The 20,098-nt window shown below is 44.8% G+C and carries 15 protein-coding genes; 6 read left to right on the plus strand and 9 right to left on the minus strand.

Features of this window, described 5'->3' with window-relative positions; translation table 11 throughout:
- Positions 1-71 precede the first annotated feature (71 nt).
- From parE to ftsP, 4 genes are all read left to right on the plus strand, one after another.
- Positions 72-1,967: a DNA topoisomerase IV subunit B gene (gene parE / locus PR799_RS11300; protein WP_154627684.1), complete on the plus strand. Its 1,896-nt coding sequence runs from the start codon at positions 72-74 to the stop codon at positions 1,965-1,967.
- A gap of 36 nt (positions 1,968-2,003) precedes the next feature.
- On the plus strand, positions 2,004-4,259 hold the full coding sequence (parC, locus tag PR799_RS11305; RefSeq protein WP_036956278.1) for a DNA topoisomerase IV subunit A: 2,256 nt from the start codon (positions 2,004-2,006) through the stop codon (positions 4,257-4,259).
- A 56-nt stretch (positions 4,260-4,315) separates the two neighbouring features.
- Complete coding sequence (locus PR799_RS11310) at positions 4,316-5,044, plus strand: 1-acylglycerol-3-phosphate O-acyltransferase (RefSeq protein WP_154627682.1); 729 nt, start codon at positions 4,316-4,318, stop codon at positions 5,042-5,044.
- Positions 5,045-5,421: 377 nt separating this feature from the next.
- A complete protein-coding gene (gene ftsP / locus PR799_RS11315) occupies positions 5,422-6,837 on the plus strand; it encodes a cell division protein FtsP (protein WP_154627681.1) in 1,416 nt (471 codons plus the stop codon).
- A 51-nt stretch (positions 6,838-6,888) separates the two neighbouring features.
- On the opposite strand, the gene PR799_RS11320 is transcribed toward ftsP, so the two are convergent.
- Positions 6,889-7,503 carry a LysE family transporter gene (locus PR799_RS11320; protein ID WP_154627680.1) on the minus strand — a complete coding sequence of 205 codons (615 nt, stop codon included), beginning with the start codon at positions 7,501-7,503 and terminating at the stop codon, positions 6,889-6,891.
- A gap of 201 nt (positions 7,504-7,704) precedes the next feature.
- Here PR799_RS11320 and folA point away from each other — a divergent pair, with 201 nt between their 5' ends.
- The gene (gene folA, locus PR799_RS11325) at positions 7,705-8,199 is read left to right on the plus strand and encodes a type 3 dihydrofolate reductase (RefSeq protein ID WP_036956287.1); all 495 of its coding nucleotides are present in this window, start codon (positions 7,705-7,707) and stop codon (positions 8,197-8,199) included.
- An 80-nt stretch (positions 8,200-8,279) separates the two neighbouring features.
- Here folA and apaH read toward each other — a convergent pair whose 3' ends face one another.
- The 6 genes from apaH to lptD all read right to left on the minus strand — a co-directional run bounded on the left by apaH (position 8,280) and on the right by lptD (position 15,045).
- Positions 8,280-9,107, minus strand: coding sequence for a bis(5'-nucleosyl)-tetraphosphatase (symmetrical) ApaH (gene apaH / locus PR799_RS11330; RefSeq protein ID WP_154627679.1), 828 nt, complete (start codon positions 9,105-9,107; stop codon positions 8,280-8,282).
- 2 nt (positions 9,108-9,109) lie between these two features.
- Positions 9,110-9,487 carry a Co2+/Mg2+ efflux protein ApaG gene (gene apaG, locus PR799_RS11335; protein ID WP_036956291.1) on the minus strand — a complete coding sequence of 126 codons (378 nt, stop codon included), beginning with the start codon at positions 9,485-9,487 and terminating at the stop codon, positions 9,110-9,112.
- Between the two features lie 18 nt (positions 9,488-9,505).
- Positions 9,506-10,315, minus strand: a complete 810-nt coding sequence (rsmA, locus tag PR799_RS11340; RefSeq protein ID WP_036956293.1) for a 16S rRNA (adenine(1518)-N(6)/adenine(1519)-N(6))-dimethyltransferase RsmA — start codon at positions 10,313-10,315, stop codon at positions 9,506-9,508.
- Positions 10,312-11,304, minus strand: a complete 993-nt coding sequence (gene pdxA, locus PR799_RS11345; RefSeq protein WP_272522078.1) for a 4-hydroxythreonine-4-phosphate dehydrogenase PdxA — start codon at positions 11,302-11,304, stop codon at positions 10,312-10,314. The genes rsmA and pdxA overlap by 4 nt, the downstream gene beginning before the upstream one ends.
- The gene (gene surA / locus PR799_RS11350; RefSeq protein ID WP_154627677.1) at positions 11,285-12,607 is read right to left on the minus strand and encodes a peptidylprolyl isomerase SurA; all 1,323 of its coding nucleotides are present in this window, start codon (positions 12,605-12,607) and stop codon (positions 11,285-11,287) included. The genes pdxA and surA overlap by 20 nt, the downstream gene beginning before the upstream one ends.
- Positions 12,608-12,675: 68 nt before the next feature.
- Positions 12,676-15,045 (minus strand): LPS assembly protein LptD, encoded by a 2,370-nt coding sequence (gene lptD, locus PR799_RS11355; RefSeq protein ID WP_272522127.1) that lies wholly within the window; start codon positions 15,043-15,045, stop codon positions 12,676-12,678.
- Positions 15,046-15,249: 204 nt separating this feature from the next.
- Here lptD and djlA point away from each other — a divergent pair, with 204 nt between their 5' ends.
- Entirely contained in the window at positions 15,250-16,065 is an 816-nt protein-coding gene (gene djlA, locus PR799_RS11360) for a co-chaperone DjlA (protein ID WP_154627675.1), read from the plus strand.
- Positions 16,066-16,118: 53 nt separating this feature from the next.
- Here djlA and rluA read toward each other — a convergent pair whose 3' ends face one another.
- Positions 16,119-16,769, minus strand: a complete 651-nt coding sequence (gene rluA / locus PR799_RS11365) for a bifunctional tRNA pseudouridine(32) synthase/23S rRNA pseudouridine(746) synthase RluA (protein WP_154627674.1) — start codon at positions 16,767-16,769, stop codon at positions 16,119-16,121.
- Between the two features lie 246 nt (positions 16,770-17,015).
- Positions 17,016-19,922, minus strand: a complete 2,907-nt coding sequence (rapA, locus tag PR799_RS11370) for an RNA polymerase-associated protein RapA (RefSeq protein WP_272522080.1) — start codon at positions 19,920-19,922, stop codon at positions 17,016-17,018.
- Positions 19,923-20,098: the final 176 nt, after the last annotated feature.

A 20,098-nucleotide genomic window follows, 5' to 3' on the forward strand; every position in this document is an offset into this window, starting at 1 on the left:
GAATAACCCCAATCTTCTTGAATTATTTAGGGTATAGTTCAATTAATCATCTATTACCGCAGAATGACAACATGACTCAATCTAGTTATAACGCAGAGGACATTGAAGTTCTCAGTGGTTTGGAGCCTGTTCGCCGTCGTCCTGGCATGTATACCGACACCAGCCGACCGAACCATTTGGCTCAAGAAGTAATTGATAACAGTGTCGATGAAGCCTTAGCTGGACATGCCGGACACATCCAAGTGATTTTATACCCCGATCAATCCCTCGAAGTGATTGATGATGGGCGTGGTATGCCTGTTGATATCCACCCAGAAATGAAAGTCTCCGCGGTTGAGCTGATTTTAGGGCAACTGCATGCTGGGGGAAAATTTTCCAATAAAAACTATCAATTTTCGGGTGGTTTGCACGGTGTTGGTATCTCTGTGGTCAATGCGTTATCAAAGCGTATTGAAGTCACAGTGCGTCGTGATGGTCAGGTTTATCAAATTGCGTTTGAAAATGGCGAAAAAGTCGAAGATTTACAAGTCATTGGTACTTGTGGCAAACGTAACACCGGAACCAGTGTCCATTTCTGGCCTGATGAAAGCTATTTTGATAGCCCGCGTTTCTCTGTTTCGCGTTTAACTCATAACTTAAAAGCAAAAGCCGTTTTATGCCCTGGCGTACAAATTACGTTTAAGGATCTGCTCAATGAAACTGAGCAAAGCTGGTGCTATAGCGATGGGTTAACCGACTACTTGATGGAATCGGTCGATGGCTTTGAAGCACTGCCTACCAAGCCGTTTACGGGTGAATTCTCTGCTGAAGTTGAAGCCGCTCAATGGGCGCTATTATGGTTGCCTGAAGGTGGTGAGCTACTGACTGAAAGTTATGTTAACTTGATCCCAACAGCGCAGGGTGGTACTCACGTTAATGGGTTACGCCAAGGCTTACTCGATGCGATGCGTGAATTCTGTGAATTCCGTAATATTTTGCCGCGCGGAGTGAAGTTATCTGCGGATGATATTTGGGATCGTTGCGCCTATGTTTTATCGGTGAAAATGCAAGATCCACAATTTGCAGGGCAGACTAAAGAGCGCCTTTCTTCCCGTCAATGTGCGGCTTTCGTTTCTGGTGTGGTGAAAGATGCCTTTAGCTTATGGCTAAACCAGAATGTCCAAGTTGCTGAGCAATTGGCTGAAATGGCGATTTCTAGTGCCCAGCGTCGCCTGCGTGCGGCGAAAAAAGTGGTGCGTAAAAAACTTACGAGTGGCCCAGCATTGCCGGGTAAATTAGCGGATTGTAGCTCTCAAGATCTCTCCATGACAGAACTGTTCTTAGTGGAAGGGGACTCTGCGGGTGGGTCGGCAAAGCAAGCGCGTGATCGTGAATATCAAGCCATCATGCCGCTGCGCGGTAAGATCCTTAATACGTGGGAAGTCTCTTCTGACGAGGTTTTAGCCTCCCAAGAAGTTCACGATATTTCTGTCGCGATTGGTATGGATCCTGATAGCGAAGATATTTCTCAGCTACGATACGGAAAAATCTGTATCCTCGCGGATGCGGACTCCGATGGACTGCACATTGCCACATTGTTGTGTGCCTTGTTTGTGCGCCATTTCCCTAAATTGGTCAAAGAGGGGCATGTCTATATGGCAATGCCGCCACTGTATCGTATCGATTTAGGCAAAGAGACTTACTACGCATTAGACGAAAGTGAAAAAAATGCGGTATTGGAAAGATTAAGCCGTAAAAAAGGCAAACCAAACGTCCAGCGCTTTAAAGGACTGGGTGAAATGAACCCGCCACAATTGCGTGAAACGACGTTAGATCCAAATACTCGCCGCCTCGTTCAGTTAACTATCGATGATGATAATTACACAGAAACCATGTCGAAGATGGACATGCTTTTAGCTAAAAAACGCTCGGAAGATCGTCGTAACTGGCTGCAAGAAAAAGGCGATACGGCAGAAATTGAGGTCTGATCATAATCGGATGAATAAGAGTAAGGAACGTATTGAATGAGTGAAATTACTCATGACGGTGTGGAGCGTTTACCGCTTCATGCCTTTACTGAAAACGCCTATCTGAACTACTCGATGTACGTCATCATGGATAGAGCGTTGCCATTTATCGGCGATGGACTTAAACCTGTTCAGCGCCGAATTGTGTATGCCATGTCCGAATTGGGGCTGAGCAACACGGCTAAATATAAGAAATCAGCCAGAACCGTCGGTGACGTATTAGGTAAATATCATCCACACGGTGATAGCGCCTGTTATGAAGCGATGGTGTTAATGGCGCAGCCATTCTCCTACCGTTATCCTTTGGTTGACGGTCAAGGTAACTGGGGGGCTCCGGATGATCCGAAATCCTTCGCTGCGATGCGTTATACCGAATCTCGTTTATCAAAATATGCAGAAGTTCTGTTAAGCGAATTAGGCCACGGTACCGTTGATTGGGTACCTAACTTTGATGGCACATTAAATGAGCCGAAAATGTTGCCTGCCCGTCTGCCAAATATTTTATTAAATGGTACTACGGGGATCGCCGTGGGTATGGCGACCGATATTCCACCACACAATGCCCGCGAAGTAGCAAGTGCGCTGGTGGCGCTACTGGAAAAACCAAAGTTAAATCTTGATGAGATCATGCAGTTTATTCCGGGGCCTGATTACCCAACGGAAGCTGAAATTATCTCTTCACCGGAAGATATCCGTAAGGTTTACCAAAACGGTCGTGGCTCAGTGCGTATGCGTGCGGTATGGGAAAAAGAAGACGGTAATGCGGTAATCACCGCGCTGCCTCATCAAGTTTCCGGCGCTAAAATCCTTGAGCAGATTGCGAACCAGATGCGCGCGAAAAAGCTGCCAATGGTCGAAGATCTGCGTGATGAATCGGATCATGAAAATCCAACGCGTTTAGTGATCGTTCCGCGCAGCAACCGCGTGGATCTTGATCAAGTGATGACCCACTTGTTTGCAACGACAGATCTTGAAAGAAGCTACCGTGTTAACTTAAACATGATTGGCTTAGATAACCGTCCGGCAGTGAAAGGGCTGGTGGAGATCCTCACCGAGTGGATCACGTATCGTCGTCAAACGGTACGTAATCGCTTAAACCACCGTTTAGAAAAAGTATTAAGACGCCTGCATATTTTGGATGGTTTACTCATCGCTTATTTGAATATCGATGAAGTGATTGAAATCATTCGTAATGAAGATGAACCAAAAGCCGTCTTAATGTCGCGATTTAATATTAGCGATACCCAAGCCGAAGCGATTTTAGAATTAAAACTGCGTCACTTAGCGAAACTCGAAGAGATGAAAATTCGCGGTGAACAGGATGAATTAGCCAAAGAGCGCGATGAGCTACAAGCTATTTTAGGCTCAGAAGCTCGTCTGAATACGTTGATTAAAAAAGAAATTCAGGCAGATGCTAAAGCTTATGGTGATGATCGTCGTTCACCACTGCAAGAGCGTGAAGAGGCCAAAGCACTTAGCGAGCATGAAATTCTGCCATCGGAGCCGATTACTGTCGTCCTGTCGGACATGGGTTGGGTGCGTAGTGCGAAAGGGCATGATATCGAGCCAAGTAATCTGAGCTACAAAGCGGGGGATAGCTTCAAAGGCGCTGCCCGTGGTAAGTCTAACCAAGCGGCGGTATTCCTTGATACCACAGGACGTAGCTATTCTGTCGACCCGCTGGAATTACCTTCTGCACGTAGCCAAGGTGAGCCGTTAACCGGGAAATTAACACTTCCACCGGGGGCGACGATTGAGCATGTGCTGATGGCGCCGGAAGAGCAGAAATACTTAATGGCGTCTGATGCGGGTTATGGTTTTATTTGCACCTTTAATGATTTGGTGACGAAGAATAAAACCGGTAAGGCTTTGATGTCGTTGCCTGAAAATGCAAAAGTCATGGCGCCGATTGAGCTAAATAACGAAAAAGAAGATTTGTTATTAGCCATCACGAAAGCCGGTCGTATGTTATTATTCCCTGTGTCTGACCTCCCTCAATTATCCAAAGGGAAGGGGAATAAAATCATTAACATCACAGGGGCGCAAGCCGCAAGTGGTGAAGACTTACTGGTTTGGTTAATGGTGATCCCACCTAGAGCCTCGATCACACTCTATTTTGGTAAGCGTAAACTGAAATTTAAATCAGAAGACTTACAGAAATATCGTGCAGAACGTGGGCGTAAAGGAACATCGTTACCGCGTGGTTTACATAACATTGAACGTATTGATGTTGATTCTGTGGATACAGAGTAAAAATAACAATAATTCAAGGGCTTGGTTAAAGCCCTTTTCATAAGTTAAGGAATATTATGCTAGCGCTAATTAGAGCTATCATTGTGATCATATTTACGATTTTTGTGTGTGTAGGCGGTAGTATCTACTGCCTATTTAGCCCACGTAATCCAAGACATGTGATGACGTTTGGTCGTATGTTTGGGCGTTTGTCCCATGTGTTCGGTATTAAAATGATTGACCGCGTTCCGGCAAAAGCGAAGGATTACGGTCCAAGTATTTATATCGGTAACCATCAAAATAACTATGACATGGTCACGATGTCGAATGGTGTTCAACCAAGAACCGTTACCGTGGGTAAAAAGAGCCTTGTTTTGATCCCATTCTTTGGCTTTTTGTATTGGATCACGGGAAATATTTTGATTGATCGTGGCAACCGTTCGAAAGCGCATAACACCATTTCCCAAGTTGCTGAGCAGATTAAATCTCGTAAGATTTCAGTCTGGATGTTCCCTGAAGGAACACGTAGCCGTGGCCGAGGCTTACTGCCATTTAAAACGGGTGCATTCCATGCTGCGATTGCTGCTGGCGTACCAATTGTGCCTGTGTGTGTGTCTACCACACAGAACAAAATCAGCTTGAACCGTTGGAATAATGGTCATGTGATTATTGAAATGTTGGATCCGATTGATACCTCGAAATACTCTAAAGACCAGGTTCGTGAGCTATCGGAATATTGCCATGATTTGATGGAGGCGAAAATCAAAGAGTTAGATAAAGAAGTTGAAGAGTTGAATAAACGCTAGTCTCAATAATTTTACTAAACTCAATGATTTTACTAAGTTTACTGGTATTGGCAGAGGGACGTTCATTCAAAACTTCCCTCTGTGTTATTTTGGCTATGTCATTTTCACTGTGAGACTTTTATTACCCTATTCCCGCCGTTACTTAATCTCATCCATAATTATTACCATTCAAATTTATTATATTTCAATTATTGATACATATATTTTTAGAATTCCATGTCCTTTCGCGATATGATGGCTCGCAAATTTGTCGCAAGATAAATTATTGAATTCCAAATAGTGGTATTACCAGCATGCACCTAAAAATAATCGTATAAGTCACTAATTTATAATGATTTATTAAAATAATTTGCTGGTTTTTATTTAGCGGAGAATCTATGTTATTCAGTCGTTGCCGATCATTGCTGATTAGCGGGTTGGCTGTGTGCTTATTGCAGTTATCAACTTATGCGAGTGCAGAAGGAACGACCGCACTCCCTGTTCCACCGTTGCTAGAATCCCGTTCGGGACAGCCACTCTTTTTAACATTACAAAAAATCCATTGGTCTTTCGATGGTAAATATTCAGCGGAAGTTTTAGGGATTAATGGTTCTTACCCAGGGCCCACTATTCGCGTAAAAAATGGTGATGATCTCAAGTTAATCTATAGCAATAGATTACCTGATGCCGTTTCAATGACGATCAGTGGGTTGCAGATCCCCGGCACGCAAATTGGCGGTGCAGCGAGACAAATTTCACCAAATGCAGATTGGTCTCCCGTGATCCCTATTCGCCAAAATGCGGCCACGCTTTGGTATCACGCGAATACCCAAGGTAAAATGGGGCAGCAAATCTACAATGGTTTACTGGGAATGTGGATCATTGATGATGATTCCACAAAAGAGTTACGTCTACCGAAACATTACGGCGTAGATGATTTCCCGATTATTATTCAAGACAAACGTTTGGATAATTTTGGCGTTCCTGAGTATCACATGGATGAGAATGGATTCCTCGGGGATACATTAGTGGTTAACGGGGTGCAAGATCCCTATATTGAAGTGTCTCGCGGTTGGGTGCGTTTACGATTATTAAATGCCTCTAACTCCAGACGCTATGTAATGAAAATCAGCGACGGTCGTCCTTTCGTGATGATAGCGTCAGACCAAGGATTGCTCACGGTGCCTGCCAGCGTTCAAGAACTTTCACTTGCACCGGGAGAACGCCGTGAAGTGCTAATTGATATGGCGAAAACGGCTGAACTGACCATTACGGCAGGGGAATCTGCTTCGTTGATGGATCGCGTTAAAGGGTTGTTTGAACCGTCGAATAATTTAATTTCCACCAACATATTAACCATTAAAGCGACGGGATTAATGTCATTGGTGACGGACGATGTTCCAAAACAATTAGTCTTGGATACAACACAAATTACCTCTTCGATTACTAACCGTGATATCCAGCTAAATGATCCTGTAGGTATCAATGGCGTGAAATTGGAGACGGGGCGTGTGGATATTACTTCTCGCCAAGGCAGTTGGGAACGTTGGAATGTGAGTAGCCAACAGCCTCAATCTTTCCACATTGAAGGTGTTCGCTTTAAAGTGATCAACTGTAATGGGCAGCCGGCTCAACCAGATAACTTTGGATGGAAAGATACCGTTTGGATTGATGGGCGCTGTGAGCTACTTGTGCAGATGCTACAACCGTCTTACAACCATTTCCCATTCCTATTTTATAGCCAAAACCTCGAAAAAGCAGATTTAGGCTCGGCGGGGCAGTTGGTTATTACACCTGAAGATGGTAGCAACTAATTGAAAGTCTGTAAAAAAGCCCGCAATTAGCGGGCTTTTTTACTTTGAAAATTAGCTTAATGCTACGCGTATACCGAATGCGACTAGCACCACGCCTAGGACTTTATCCACATATTTTTGTACTTTCGCTAGCCCTTTTCTAACGGGTGCACTTTGAATTAAGCACACTAAAATTGGCCAGTAAATCACTGCAAGACCCCAAATAATAAAGGCGAACCAGAGCTTTTCTGAGAATGTCGAATCCACATTAAGCACTTGAGTAAAAATCGCTAAGAAGAATAAAGTTGCCTTAGGATTTAAGACGTTACACAAGAAACCTTGCATAAAGGCTTTTTTGAATGTGACATGCTCATGCTGATTGGCAGTTAAGTCTACGCCTTGTGCTTTTTGCGGCATTAGGCTTTTAATCCCAATCCAGATTAAATACGCCGCACCAGCATATTTAAGAATGTTAAATAACCATGGTGTTGTGGTGATCAACACGGCAAGCCCAGCCACGCAGTAAGACATATGAAGTGCAATAGCAACGATAATACCGAGGGCGGTCATCATGGCTGCGGAACGTTGGTAACGCGCTGCATTCTTGATAATTAAAAAGAAATCTGGACCCGGTGAGATCATGCCAAGGGCGGCAATCGTCGCGACCATGATACTGGTCTGATACATAATGTAATCTCTTTATTTTAGGTTGAACTAAACTGAGTAATAAGGGACTAAAAGCGTTGTAAACATCGTTTATGCATTGACTTGAGTCGTTCGAGTATAAGGGATTGAGTGGTATTTAAGGAAGATTAAATTTAGTCGACGAAGTATGTCTGTTTCCGTATAGTGTGCACAATTTTTATATTTCGTTTCTAAGGTGGTTAGATGAATATTAGCTTAATCGCAGCAATGGCGTTCGATCAGGTTATCGGCATGGAAAATGCGATGCCTTGGAATTTACCAGGTGATTTGGCGTGGTTTAAGCGTCAAACATTGAATAAACCTGTGATTATGGGACGTGTGACTTATGAAGCGTTAGGTCGTCCTTTACCGCAGCGTGTCAACATTGTTTTGAGCAGTCAAGCAGGCACAGAAACTGGCGTTATTTGGGTTAAATCAGTTGAAGAAGCATTAGAGGCCGCGAAGGCAGTTGAAGGTGCTGATGAAATTATGGTGATTGGTGGTGGTAAGGTTTACCAACAATTCCTGCCAATGGCGAATAAACTCTATTTGACTCACGTGGATGCTGAAGTGATTGGGGATACTCATTTCCCTGCTTACGAGCCTGATGAATGGGACTCTATTTTTACTGAATATCATGAAGCAGACGAAGCGAATAGCCACGGTTTCTGCATTGAAGTTCTGACTCGTCGCGTTTAACCGTCGTTGGTCTAGTCAACAAAAATGGCACTGTTAGGTGCCATTTTGCTATCTATCATGCTGGTTTCTAGAGAAAACACTCACTCTTTGCGACGTTTTTGGTGGGATTTCTGTCTATGGAATGTTTTAGTTTCCCAGTGAAGCAGCGTTAAATCCCCTCCCCAGCAGCAACCCGTATCCATTGCATACACATGTTCTGGTGTAAATTTGCCTTCCAGTGATGCCCAATGGCCAAAGAAAATAGCGTAATCTTCAGGGAATTGACTAGGTAGAGAAAACCATGGCTTCAGTGGCGCAGGCGCTTTAGCTGGGCTCTCTTTGCAGATCATATCCAGTTGCCCATTTGGAAAACAATAACGCAGGCGGGTGAGGGCATTGGTGCTGTAGCGCAAACGCGCTAGTCCCATCAAACTTTCAGACCAATTGTTTGGCATGTCGCCATACATAGAGTCAATAAACAGCGGATAGGCATCGCTAGAAAGCACGGCTTCCACTTCGCGAGCGCACATTTTTGCGGTTTCAAGATCCCACTGCGGCGTAATACCAGCATGGGTCATGACCATTTTTTGCTCTTCATCGACTTGTAAAAGTGGTTGACGACGTAACCAGTTGATTAGCTCATCGATATCGGGCGCATTGAGTAGCTCATCAAGATGGTCTTTAGGCTTATTGCGACTGATTTTGCAGTAGATGCCAATCAAATGTAGGTCGTGGTTGCCTAACACTAGGCGTGCTGATGAGCCTAAACTTTTCACATAGCGTAAGACTTGCAATGAATCGGGCCCACGAGCAACAAGGTCACCCGTTAGCCACAATGTATCTTGCTGTGGATCGAAATTCACGCTATCGAGAAGCTCTCGCAGCTCACGATAACAACCGTGTATATCACCTACAATATATGTGGACATAATTAATTAATCAGTGTTGGGATTGCGAGACGAAATGCAGGAATATCAACATGAAAGTGATTTCCTTGATCGCTCAGCATAACGTAATAGCCTTCCATCGTACCCATTGGCGTTTCTAATATTGCACCACTGGTATAGCGATATTCTTTGCCCGGTAGGATAACGGGTTGTTCACCCACCACGCCTTCACCTTGCACTTCAGTTTTACGGCCATCACTATTGGTAATGAGCCAGTAACGGCTCATTAGCTGTATAGGAATTCGCCCTAAATTGCGGATACAAATAGTATACGCAAAGACAAAACGAGCAATGTCGGGCTGGGACTGGCTTTCTATGTAGACACTTTGAACTTGGATGCTCACATTGGGATCATTCAGCATAGTGCCTCCTCAGATTCTCTATTCCGATAAATTACACAGATAGTTTGCCATCTTACAATAGTGCTCAACGGAGATATTTTCAGCACGTGTTCCTGGATCGATACCCAGTTCGGTTAACTGCTCAACGCTGAATAAATCCCCAAGACTATTGCGGATAGTTTTACGACGTTGGTTAAATGCTTGAGTCGTAATACGGCTCAATACTTTAATATCCTTCACTGGGTATGGATTTTCCTTGTGAGGGATCAATCTTACTACTGCAGAGTCTACTTTTGGTGGTGGTGCAAAGGCGGTAGGGGGGACTTCAAGCACAGGAACAACATTGCAGTAATATTGCGCCATTACGCTTAAACGACCAAAAGCTTTACTTCCTGGACCTGCCACCAATCGATTAACCACTTCTTTTTGCAACATGAAATTCATGTCGGAAATTTGATTGGTGAATGTAAACAGGTGGAACATCAACGGTGTTGAGATGTTATAAGGCAAATTACCAAATACGCGTATTGGCTGTCCAGCTTGTTTCGCCAGTTCACCAAAATCTACGGTCATCGCATCTTGCTGAATGATGGTCAGTTTGTCTTTCAGTTGTGGATGGACGTGCAGACGAGCGGCAAGATCGCGGTCAAGTTCGACAACCGTCATTTTATCCATGCGGCTACCAACAGGTTCAGTTAATGCACCAAGACCCGGACCAATTTCTACAATGGCTTGTCCTGGTTGTGGGTGCATTGCATCTACAATGCTGTCGATAATAAATTGGTCAGTTAAAAAGTTCTGCCCGAAACGTTTGCGGGCAAGGTGCCCCTGATGGACTCGATTATTCATGAATTCTTTTGTGTCATTTGGATAGCTAATTTCAATGCGGTGATGAAACTGCCCGCATCGGCTTGACCCGTACCTGCTAATTCAAGCGCTGTGCCGTGATCGACGGAAGTACGGATAAATGGCAGACCAAGGGTAATATTTACCGCTCTGCCGAAACCTTGATATTTTAACACAGGTAGCCCCTGATCGTGATACATCGCTAATACGGCGTCCGCATCGGTTAAATACTTAGGTTGGAAAAGCGTGTCTGCGGGTAAAGGCCCGATTAAGTTAATGCCTTGTTTACGTAAGGTTTCTAGGGCTGGAATGATGGTTTCAATCTCTTCCATTCCCATATGTCCGCCTTCTCCGGCATGAGGGTTAAGCCCACAAACATAAATGTGCGGGTTTTCAATGCCAAACTTGGTTTGCAGGTCATGATGCAAAATGGTGATCACTTCATGCAAGCTTTGTTGGGTAATTGCCTCGGAGACATCTTTTAGCGGCAGGTGCGTAGTCGCTAAAGCGACACGTAATTCTTGTGTGGCGAGCATCATCACAACGCGGTCGCAGTGGCTTCTATCTGCGAAAAATTCGGTATGTCCACTAAATGGAATACCCGCGTCATTAATAATGCCTTTGTGAACAGGCCCCGTTACGATGGCAGAAAATTCACCATTCAAACAGCCATCACAAGCGCGAGCTAAAGTTTCAGTAACATACTCACCATTACGCACATCGAGTTTTCCAGCTTCTGCCGGTACACTCAGTGAAATGGGAACAATCGACAATTGTCCAGCGACAGAAGTCTGTGGCTGTTTTGCATCATATCCACGTAAGGTTAATGGTAAATTGAGTGTTTTAGCGCGTTGAAGAAGTAGGTCTGGATCTGCGCAAGCCACAAGCTCGACAGGCCATGCCTGCTGAGCAAGTTGGATCAGAAGATCTGGACCTACCCCGGCAGGTTCGCCGGGGGTGATGACGATTGGCTTATTTTGCTTGTTCATCATTAGATTGGCTTTGGCGACCATCAACGATATTCACATAAGCCGCAGCGCGTTGTTCTTGCATCCAAGTCTGCGCTTCTTCGTTAAATTTACGATTGAACAGTAAACGGTACGCTTGATCTTTCTTCGCGGCATCGGTTTTATCGACACTGCGAGTATCTTCTAACTGAATTAAGTGCCAGCCGAAACTTGAAGGTACAGGTTGGCTGATTTCACCTTTTTTCAGTTTCATCAGTGCATCACGGAATGCTGGATCGTAAACATCAGGCATATTCCAGCCTAATTCCCCACCTTTTAATGCACTACCTGGGTCTTCGGAGTTCTCTTTAGCCGCTTCTTCAAATGAAATTCTGCCGTTACGGATCTCTTGAGCCAGTTGAGTCAGTTTTTGTCTTGCTGTTGCATCATCCATAATTGGTGATGATTTCAGTAAGATATGACGCGCTTTCACTTCGGTGACAGAAATTGGCTGGTGAGTATCACCAGTAACGTCATTAACACGTAAAATATGGAAGCCTACACCAGAACGAATTGGACCGACGATATCGCCTTTCTTCGAGTTTTTCAGTTGATCAGCAAAGACCACTGGCAGCTCTTGCAGACGTGACCAACCCATGTTTCCACCTTTCAGTGCTTGAGGGTCAGCAGAGTAAGCAATCGCTAATTTACCGAAATCAGAGCCTTTTTTCAGGTCAGTTAAGATTTTATCAACTAACGATTCTGCTTTTGATAACTGTTCAGGCGTTGGGTTCTCTGGCAGTGGAATCAGAATGTGACTTAAATTTACGCCTTTCTGAGCATTCATTTGAGAATCCATTTGCTCAGCTAATGCATCAACTTCCTGAGGCAAAATGGTGATACGGCGGCGAACCTCGTTGTTACGCACTTCCGCTAACAGCATTTCCTTACGGATTTCGCTGCGGTATTTGCCCATATTGATGCCATCCGCAGTCAGGCGTTTTTCCATCTGCGGTAAGGTTAAATTGTTTTGGCGAGCAATATCCGCGATAGTCGCATTCACGGCTTCTTCAGGGATGTTAATCTGCATTTGGTTAGCCATCTGCAACATGATGTTATCCATAACCAAACGGTCGATGATTTGCTGGCGCAGGGTTTGATCATCAGGAACTTGTTGATTTGCATTACGTGCATTCAACTTCACTGTATTGATCATATTCTGGACGTCGCTTTCAAGTACAACTCCGTTGTTGACAACCGCAGCCACTTTATCCATTTGCTGTGGCGCAGCTAAACTTGCAGAGCTTGCGAACATCAGTCCCAGAATAAGCGTTCTCCAATTCTTCATAATGGTCCTATAAAATTGACTTTTATTCCGCATATGCGGGCTAATCGTGATCGTTATGTTGTTTGTTATCAGAAAGCACGTTGATAAGGAATAATACCTTGTTTCAACATCTCCTGACTACCTAAACTATGATTGTTATTTAGGCCTCTAAGTTCCACGTTGATTGACCATTTATTATCATATTCGCTGTTGAACTTCTCTTTTTGCCAACCCACAATCTTACGTTCATACCCTAAATTCACCGCCCAACAGCAGGCATTGTACTGTAATCCGACAAGCTGGCTGGCGGATTGTTGCTGTTTGGTATCGTAATAATAAGAACCGACAAAGCCCCAGTTATCACTTAATGGCCAACTTACCACGGTGCCTACTTGTGAAATACCTTGTTGGTATTCTGGTAATGTGTAGGTATAACCACCCGCAGTATCTTCACGGCGGAACGTTGCTTGAATATAGTCACGGTCAACAAAACGGTAATTCAGTTGAATCAGTCTATCGGCATCAAAGCGATATTCAGTAACTGCGTTCCCCATGGTGACGCTACCAAGGCGGCGGTCATATTGTAATCCGCCACGAACCCCCCAGTTTTCATCAATGTGCCACATAGCATCGGTTGCCCACATTAATGAACCGGTATCACTCTTATCATCGATTTTCAGGTTTGAATTACCTGCACGTGGGCGCTCTAAATAGTAAATTTGCCCGACGGAGAAATTGAAGCGTTCAGCTAAATTTTCATCATAAATACGGGTGGTTAAACCGGTGGTGAACTGGTTCGCAGAAGCGATACGGTCTAAACCACTATAAATACGATCGCGGAACAGGCCTGTATAGTCAGACTGTAATAGTGCGGAGTCGTAGTTATTGATATTGTCCTGATCTTTATACGGAATATATAAATACTGAACTCGTGGCTCTAAAGTTTGAACAAAATCACTGCCTTGGAATAAGTCGCGCTCAAATACCACCTTCGCATCACTCTTAAACATTGGCAGCACGCGGGTGACATTTTTATCTAAGCTACTATTTTTTTTGACATCAGGAATATCTTGGTCGTAATGCGTCGCCATCAGCTTGATGCTGTTGTTCATTTGGGCCCAACCGTTAGACAGTGGCATGCTGACTTCTGGCTCGATATGCAAACGTGTCGCATCTGGGTTATTTTCACCCACGCTGGTAAAGCGGGCCGCTTGTGCATAGGTATGGAAATCCAACATACCGACGTTATTTTGGTAATAGTTAAAATCGATTTGCGGTTCAGCTTTATAAGCACGACGGTTCGGGTCATCAACAAAGACTTGGAACTGCTTGTGAGACACTTTCATGTTCCAATTGGTATCCGAATAGCCGACGTTAAATTTCTGCGTGGCATAACCATCAGTGGTGCTACCGTACTGAGAGCTAAAGTCAGTAAAGTATTGGCGGTCACTTACTTTGGTGTAGTCGGCACCAAAGTTCCAGTGCTGAGCAAAGGTACCTGAGTGGCGCCAGTAGAATAACCAACGGTCATCGCTGTCACGAGCATCACGCTTACCATTTTCTTTATCTTTAATATAAGCACGATCGTGATTAATAAAGTCGAATGCCATGGTGCCCGTACCTGGTGTGATTAAATAACGGAATTCATTATTTAATTTAACGCCTCGGTGGGTCATAAATTGAGGTGTGATTGTGGCATCGTAATTTGGCGCGATGTTCCAATAATATGGCAGCGTGAACTCTAACCCGTCGTTGTTTGAATAGCTGCCCATGGGGATTAAGAAACCAGAACGGCGTTTGCTACCAATCGGTAACTGCATATATGGGCTATAGAACACCGGCACATCGGCGATACGGAAACGAGCATGCCAAATTTCTGCGACTTCCTCTTCGCGGTCAATAATCACTTCAGAGCCTGCAACGCTCCATGTATTACTGCCCGGTAAGCAACTGGTGAAAGTCCCGTTTTCCATAATGGAATAGCGGTTTTCACCCCGCATTTTCATTTTTTTCGCTTCACCGCGACCTTGACGACCTACCATCATGTAGTTACCGTCATCAACGTCAGTATTTTTATTATCTAAGTTTGACCACGCGGAAGGGCCTTTCAGGATAATTTGAGGGTCATCGTAATGAACATTCCCCGTCGCCGTCACTTCACGAACCGGTTCTTCACCCTCTTTTTGGGTTTGTGTCAGTTTAACGTTATCTGCTGTGAGAGTCTGGTTGCCCTGCTGAATATCAACGTTACCAGTATATTCGACAAAATTAGGGTATTCCCCTGTGACGTCGTCAGCTTGAATCTCAATCGGTAAGCTATTTTGATCACCAGAGATAATAGGTTTGTCATAAACAGGCACCCCAAGCATACATTGTGCTGCAAGATCAGCATGTGCTTGCTGGCTATAAATAGCCGCCCATACCATGGTGGCGATTATTGTGGGATAACTTTTCTTCATCATTAAATAGGGAGTCCGTCAAATGGGCACAGTCGGCAAACGCTCAAAGACTATCTTAGCCAACCCGTTTTCGCCAGTATAATATCAAAACTGGAATAAACGTAGTTAGCAACTTGTTAGGCTCTTTATCGTTATGCACAAAAGCAGAATGGATAGTATGATAATGCAAAATTGCATTCTGAGCATTGAAGAATTGAGGGATATATGCACTATTGGGGTAAAATTATTGGGGTGATACTCGCTATTGTCTCCGGTTTAGGGTTTTGGGGAGCATTAGCTGGCTTACTGATTGGGCACGGTTTTGATAAGGCTTCGGCTCAACGTAAGTTCGCTGGCGCCTTCAATAAGCGCGACAGACAAATTATTTTCTTCGCGAGTACCTTTCAAATATTAGGGCATTTAACCAAGTCAAAAGGGCGTGTCACCGAGACTGACATCCAGTTAGCCTCGAACCTGATGGACAGAATGCAACTGCACGGAGAAACTCGCAAAGCCGCTCAACAAGCCTTTAGAGAGGGGAAATCCCCAGACTTTCCACTGCGTGATGTTCTTAAACAATTACGTATGGCTTGTTATGGTCGTTTTGACCTTGTTCAGATGTTTCTGGAAATTCAATTACAAGCTGCTTTCGCGGATGGAACTCTACATCCTAACGAAAGAAAAGTGCTATTTATCATTGCTGAAGAGCTGGGTATCTCCAAAATTCAGTTTGAGCAATTCTTAGATATGATCCAAAGCGGTCGCCAGTTTGGTCATGGTTATTCCCAGCAGCAGTCCGGGGGCTATTATCAACAAAATAATGGGCCAACGCTGGAAGATGCCTGCAAAGTACTTGGGGTTGCCGTCGATGATGACCCAACGAAAATTAAGCGAGCGTACCGTAAACTGATGAGCGAACATCACCCTGATAAGCTCGTTGCGAAAGGGTTACCGCCAGAAATGATGGAAATCGCCAAGCAAAAAGCGCAGTCAATTCAGGCAGCTTATGATCTTGTTAAAAAAGAGAAGGGTTTTAAATAACTTAAGCTTTTAAATAATTGGAGCGCTTAAATCGCCTAAGCGCTTCAATAAGATTAAAAATCGGGCGGGCAAGTAAAATGCATTGGTGTGCCATACTCAGGGTGAGTGATATACAGCTCCTGAGCATGTAGCTGCAAACGCGGCGCTAATGCTAAAGCTTCTTCATGGGCATAAAATCTGTCACCAAGAATAGGGTGCCCTAACGCAAGCATATGCACACGTAGCTGATGAGAGCGTCCCGTAATTGGCGAAAGTTTGACTCGCGTTGCCTGCTCTTCATATTCTAAAACTTGGTATTCGGTTTGCGCCGATTTCCCCGTTTCAAAACAGACTTTTTGCTTCGGGCGATTTGGCCAGTCACAAATCAGTGGTAAATCCACCAAACCTTCCGGCTTCTCCAAACGCCCCCACACGCGAGCCACATAGTGCTTTTTCGGCTCCCGCTCCCTAAACTGACGCTTAAGCTCACGCTCAGCCGCCTTATGCAGCGCCACCACCATAACACCACTGGTTGCCATATCTAAACGGTGAACAGACTCCGCTGCAGGGTGATCCCGCTGAATACGGCTCATGATGCTGTCATGGTGCTCAGGGGCTTTCCCCGGCACAGAGAGTAAGCCGCTAGGTTTGTTGACTACAATAATATGCTCGTCTTGGTAGAGTATGTGTAGCCATGGTTCCGTAGGGGGATTATAGGGTAACATTTTTTATCCTTCATTCTTCACGCTGTAGCGGTGTTGGCTGCTATCAGCTACCCTAGTCACATACTTGTGTATGCTCCTAGGGATATCTTCATTTGCCGCCTAGCTACAACGCGAATAATTTTGGCTAATAATAGAGATATAAAGTCAAAAGCCAGGCTATAAATATCTACTTTTTGTTCTTCATTCTTCACGCTGTAGCGGCGTTGGCTGCTATCAGCCAGCACCGCTAGTGCCGAGCAACATTCTCTACTGATGCGTGACAACCACTAAGCGGATAGCGTCGAGGCGCCATGAAGCTTGGTCGATGTTGGTCATCAATTGGCGACGCTCTTCCTCGATAATGTCGAGTTCTTCATCACGGATATTTGGGTTAACCGCTTTTAGCGCTTCCAAGCGAGATAGCTCCAGAGTCAGGGCTTTATCCGCCGCTTCTTTAGCATTCTCTATAATGGATTTCGCTTCTTTCTCGACCATCGGCTCAGAGAGGCGTAATACAGAATGCACCTCGTTTTGTACCGCATTGACCAACTTGCTCGCCATATGACGGTTGATGGCATTTAGTTGGCGGTTAAAACTCTCAAATTCCACTTGTGAAGAGAGGTTATTGCCTTTTAAATCAATCAATAGACGAACAGGAGTTGCAGGTAAGAAACGGCTGATTTGCAGCTGTTTCGGTGCTTGCGCTTCTACCACATAAATCAGTTCGGTCAACAAGGTACCCACTGGCAACGCTTTGTTTTTCAAAACAGAAACCGCACAGCTACCCGTATCGCCGGATAATACTAAATCTAAACCGTTACGGATAATTGGATGTTCCCAGCTAATAAACTGCGTATCTTCGCGGGAAAGTGCTTGTTCACGGTCAAAAGTGATAGTGCAGCCATCTTGCGGTAACCCTGGGAAATCAGGCACTAACATATGGTCAGATGGCGTGAGGATAATTAAGTTATCGCTCTTATCTTCTTGGTTGATCCCAACGATATCAAACAGGTTCAATGCAAAGTTAACCAGCTCGGTTTCGTTATCACCTTCACCAATCTCTTCGGCTAATTTATTACCTGCTTCACCGCCATTTGAGTGCATTTCCAGCAAACGGTCACGACCTTGCTCTAGTTGTGCTTTGAGTGCATCGTGCTCTTCGCGGCAGGTTTTAATAAATTCATCAAACCCGTCAGTGATAGTTGGCTCTGCCATAAACTGCAGCAGTTGTTGGTAATATTTATCGTAAATAGTTCGACCAGTAGGGCAAGTATGCTCGAAAGCGTCTAAGCCTTCATGGTACCAACGGATCAACACAGCTTGTGCGGTGTTTTCCAAATAAGGCACGTTGATCACGATATCGCGGCTTTGACCAATACGATCCAAACGACCAATACGCTGCTCAAGCAGGTCAGGGTTGAATGGCAGGTCAAACATCACTAATTGGTTAGCAAACTGGAAGTTACGGCCTTCTGAACCAATTTCAGAACACAGTAAAACTTGTGCACCTTCTTCTTGTGAAGCGAAATAAGCTGCCGCGCGGTCACGTTCTAGCAGGGATAGACCTTCGTGGAATACCGCCGCGCGGATCCCTTCACGTTCACGCAGAACTTGCTCAAGTTGCAGTGCGGTGGCAGCTTTGGCACAGATAACCAGTACTTTTTCATGGCGATTCGCGGTTAAGAAGCCCATCAGCCATTCAACACGCGGGTCGAAGTTCCACCAAGTCGCGTTTTCGCCTTCAAATTCTTGATAAATTTGTTCTGGATACAGCATCTCTTTCGCGCGAGTTTCCACATCCTTTTTGGTACCCATAATGCCAGCGACTTTGATTGCCGTTTGGTATTGAGTTGGAAGTGGCATTTTTAAAGAATGCAATTCACGGCGTGGGAAGCCTTTGACACCATTACGGGTGTTTCTAAATAACAGGCGGCTAGTACCGTGTCTGTCCATCAGCATATGGATCAGTTCTTGGCGAGCGGCTTGACTGTCATCGCCTTCAAGATTAGCGGCTTTTAATAACGGCTCAATATCTTGTTCTTTGATAAGCTCGCTGAGCAGGTTTTGTTGGTCATTCGTCAGCTTATCACCAGAAAGTAGCAGTGAAACCGCATCAGCGACAGGGCGATAATTTTCTTGTTCAGCTAAGAATTCTTGGTAGTCATGGAAGCGGCTAGGGTCGAGGAGGCGCAAACGCGCAAAGTGGCTCTCTTGACCTAATTGCTCCGGTGTTGCTGTTAGCAGTAAAACGGAAGGAACATGCTCTGCTAAGGTTTCAATCACTTGATATTCACGGCTTGGGGCGGTTTCGCTCCATTGCAGATGATGAGCTTCATCGACCACCATCATATCCCAGCCCGCTTCGACGAGTTGGTCAAAACGCTGTTTATTACGACGAACAAAATCCAGAGAACACAGGACTAATTGCTCAGTTTCGAATGGATTATCGCTGTCGTGTTGGGCTTCGCTGTAGCGGCTATCATCAAACAGGGAGAAACGCAGGTTAAAACGGCGCAGCATTTCCACCAGCCACTGATGCTGTAAGCTATCAGGGACAATAACCAGTACGCGCTCAGCACGACCTGCCATCAATTGTTGATGGATTATCATACCCGCTTCGATGGTTTTCCCTAAGCCCACTTCATCCGCCAGTAAAACCCGAGGGTTGTGGCGTTTACCGACTTCGTTAGCAATATGCAATTGGTGCGGGATCAAACTCGCGCGGATACCACGCAGCCCCGTAGATTGGTGTTTAACTTGTTCGCTTTGGAATTTACGTGCGCGAAAACGCAGAGCAAAACGATCCATACGATCGATTTGACCGGCGAACAGTCTATCTTGTGGCTTATTAAACGTTAGCTTGCTATCAAGGAACACTTCTCTCAGGCTGACATCCGTTTCTTGGGTGTCTAAACGCGTTCCTGTATAGGTCAATAACCCTTTATCTTCTTGAATACTTTCAACTTTTAGCTGCCAACCTTCGTGGCTGGTGATGGTATCACCTTCGTTGAACATCACTCGGGTAATTGGGGCATCACTACGTGAGTACAGTCGATTTTCTCCAGTGGCAGGGAAAAGCAACGTCACCATACGGGCATCAATAGCCACGACGGCGCCTAACCCAAGTTCGCTTTCTGTGTCGCTGATCCAGCGTTGACCAAGAGTAAATGGCATAGGTTTAATTTAATTCCATAATTTTGATTGTTTATTTTTAGATGTTTAAGACAACTAACCGGTGTCTTTGCCCAGTGTTGATATAACGGTTATATACCAAGGGTGATGCGAAATTTTTTAATCGTTTTGCCGTTTGGCAATTATAGCTCTTTTCTCTTTCGAGTCGCGTTGCTCGA

The organism is Providencia sp. PROV202, assembly GCF_028479565.1.
Taxonomy (GTDB): domain Bacteria; phylum Pseudomonadota; class Gammaproteobacteria; order Enterobacterales; family Enterobacteriaceae; genus Providencia; species Providencia zhijiangensis.

What these genes read in the sequence shown, in the direction of transcription:
- parE (WP_154627684.1), top strand. Translation starts at nt 72, where the DNA reads ATGACTCAATCTAGTTATAACGCAGAGGACATTGAAGTTCTCAGTGGT.
- parC (WP_036956278.1), top strand. Translation starts at nt 2,004, where the DNA reads ATGAGTGAAATTACTCATGACGGTGTGGAGCGTTTACCGCTTCATGCC.
- PR799_RS11310 (WP_154627682.1), top strand. Translation starts at nt 4,316, where the DNA reads ATGCTAGCGCTAATTAGAGCTATCATTGTGATCATATTTACGATTTTT.
- ftsP (WP_154627681.1), top strand. Translation starts at nt 5,422, where the DNA reads ATGTTATTCAGTCGTTGCCGATCATTGCTGATTAGCGGGTTGGCTGTG.
- PR799_RS11320 (WP_154627680.1), bottom strand. Translation starts at nt 7,503, where the DNA reads ATGTATCAGACCAGTATCATGGTCGCGACGATTGCCGCCCTTGGCATG.
- folA (WP_036956287.1), top strand. Translation starts at nt 7,705, where the DNA reads ATGAATATTAGCTTAATCGCAGCAATGGCGTTCGATCAGGTTATCGGC.
- apaH (WP_154627679.1), bottom strand. Translation starts at nt 9,107, where the DNA reads ATGTCCACATATATTGTAGGTGATATACACGGTTGTTATCGTGAGCTG.
- apaG (WP_036956291.1), bottom strand. Translation starts at nt 9,487, where the DNA reads ATGCTGAATGATCCCAATGTGAGCATCCAAGTTCAAAGTGTCTACATA.
- rsmA (WP_036956293.1), bottom strand. Translation starts at nt 10,315, where the DNA reads ATGAATAATCGAGTCCATCAGGGGCACCTTGCCCGCAAACGTTTCGGG.
- pdxA (WP_272522078.1), bottom strand. Translation starts at nt 11,304, where the DNA reads ATGATGAACAAGCAAAATAAGCCAATCGTCATCACCCCCGGCGAACCT.
- surA (WP_154627677.1), bottom strand. Translation starts at nt 12,607, where the DNA reads ATGAAGAATTGGAGAACGCTTATTCTGGGACTGATGTTCGCAAGCTCT.
- lptD (WP_272522127.1), bottom strand. Translation starts at nt 15,045, where the DNA reads ATGAAGAAAAGTTATCCCACAATAATCGCCACCATGGTATGGGCGGCT.
- djlA (WP_154627675.1), top strand. Translation starts at nt 15,250, where the DNA reads ATGCACTATTGGGGTAAAATTATTGGGGTGATACTCGCTATTGTCTCC.
- rluA (WP_154627674.1), bottom strand. Translation starts at nt 16,769, where the DNA reads ATGTTACCCTATAATCCCCCTACGGAACCATGGCTACACATACTCTAC.
- rapA (WP_272522080.1), bottom strand. Translation starts at nt 19,922, where the DNA reads ATGCCATTTACTCTTGGTCAACGCTGGATCAGCGACACAGAAAGCGAA.